The organism is Pseudoalteromonas sp. NBT06-2 (assembly GCF_002276045.1).
In the GTDB taxonomy this organism is placed as follows: domain Bacteria; phylum Pseudomonadota; class Gammaproteobacteria; order Enterobacterales; family Alteromonadaceae; genus Pseudoalteromonas.
The window spans coordinates 1-981 of the sequence record NZ_NQMR01000275.1 but is presented as its reverse complement, the minus strand read 5'-3'; the positions used below and the strand labels follow the sequence as shown (position 1 = coordinate 981).

Here is a 981-nt window from a genome sequence, read left to right as displayed (position 1 = left end):
AATGTACTGCGGGGTCAAATTAAATTACATAAGCGTATTTATTCTGCCAATTTCTTACATCAGTTTAATACGCAAGAGCTGTTAGCAGGTTACGACTTACATAACGATGCGTACATTCAACTTTATCAGCTTAGCGGTGAGTTCATTATGATTTGTGAACTTAAAGCTAAATCGCATGCATTGCCTACGTCACGTATTGATGAAAGAGAAATCAAACGCTCTGCTGATGCCATTAAACGCAAAGAAAAACATATCGCTGAAGACAAAGCCAGAGCTGCTTTATCTCATGTTATTAATATTAATGAGGTCGATTTGGTGAATGAATTAACCGCTGAGCCTACGCTCGCACTCACAGAGCAGCCCCCGATGACGATGCACATTAATTTAAATGATTTAAACGATATTGACGAGCAGCAAACACACGATATACAACCGGATTTAAATGAACTGTTAGCCCCAGTAGCTGATGAACAACACCCCCAAGTCACCACTTTAAACGATTTACTTGAACACGACGACACACAATTAATTGAGGAAGCGACATATGAAATTTTCTAAGCATTATAGCGAGCAAGACCAAAAGCGCGTTTTATTATTAAAAGATGAAATAGACACGTTTTGTTTAGGCGAAACCGATCTTAATTGTGGTTATGGCTACAGCCAAATCAAAACGGTATTAGAGGGGACATCACCCATTGTACCCACTAAATTGGTGATGGCTTTGTGGGAGCATGTTTTTCCGCAAACCAATCTTGAAGCATTTGAACAAGGTGAAAGACATTATAGTGATAAATACACGGATGAAGACATGTTTTTGTGTAACCGCATTAAAATGCGCTTGCATTCAAGAGAGCTCAAAGAGCAAGAAATTTCAGCCTCTAGTATTGCGATGATTTTAAAAAAGTCACCTGCCACCATCAGCTTACTTCTTAACGGTAAATATAATGCGCCACCGACTAAGTTTTTACATCAAATTTGGTC

Annotated in this window: 1 protein-coding gene and 1 pseudogene; both read left to right on the top strand. The window is 38.7% G+C overall.

Features of this window, described 5'->3' with window-relative positions:
• A partial coding sequence (locus CJF42_RS25250) for a Mu transposase C-terminal domain-containing protein (protein WP_170940770.1) occupies window positions 1-558 on the top strand: 558 nt, incomplete at its 5' end.
• Window positions 545-981 (top strand): annotated as a pseudogene (locus CJF42_RS25245) (hypothetical protein); the annotation flags it as partial. The gene CJF42_RS25250 and the pseudogene CJF42_RS25245, both read left to right, overlap by 14 nt.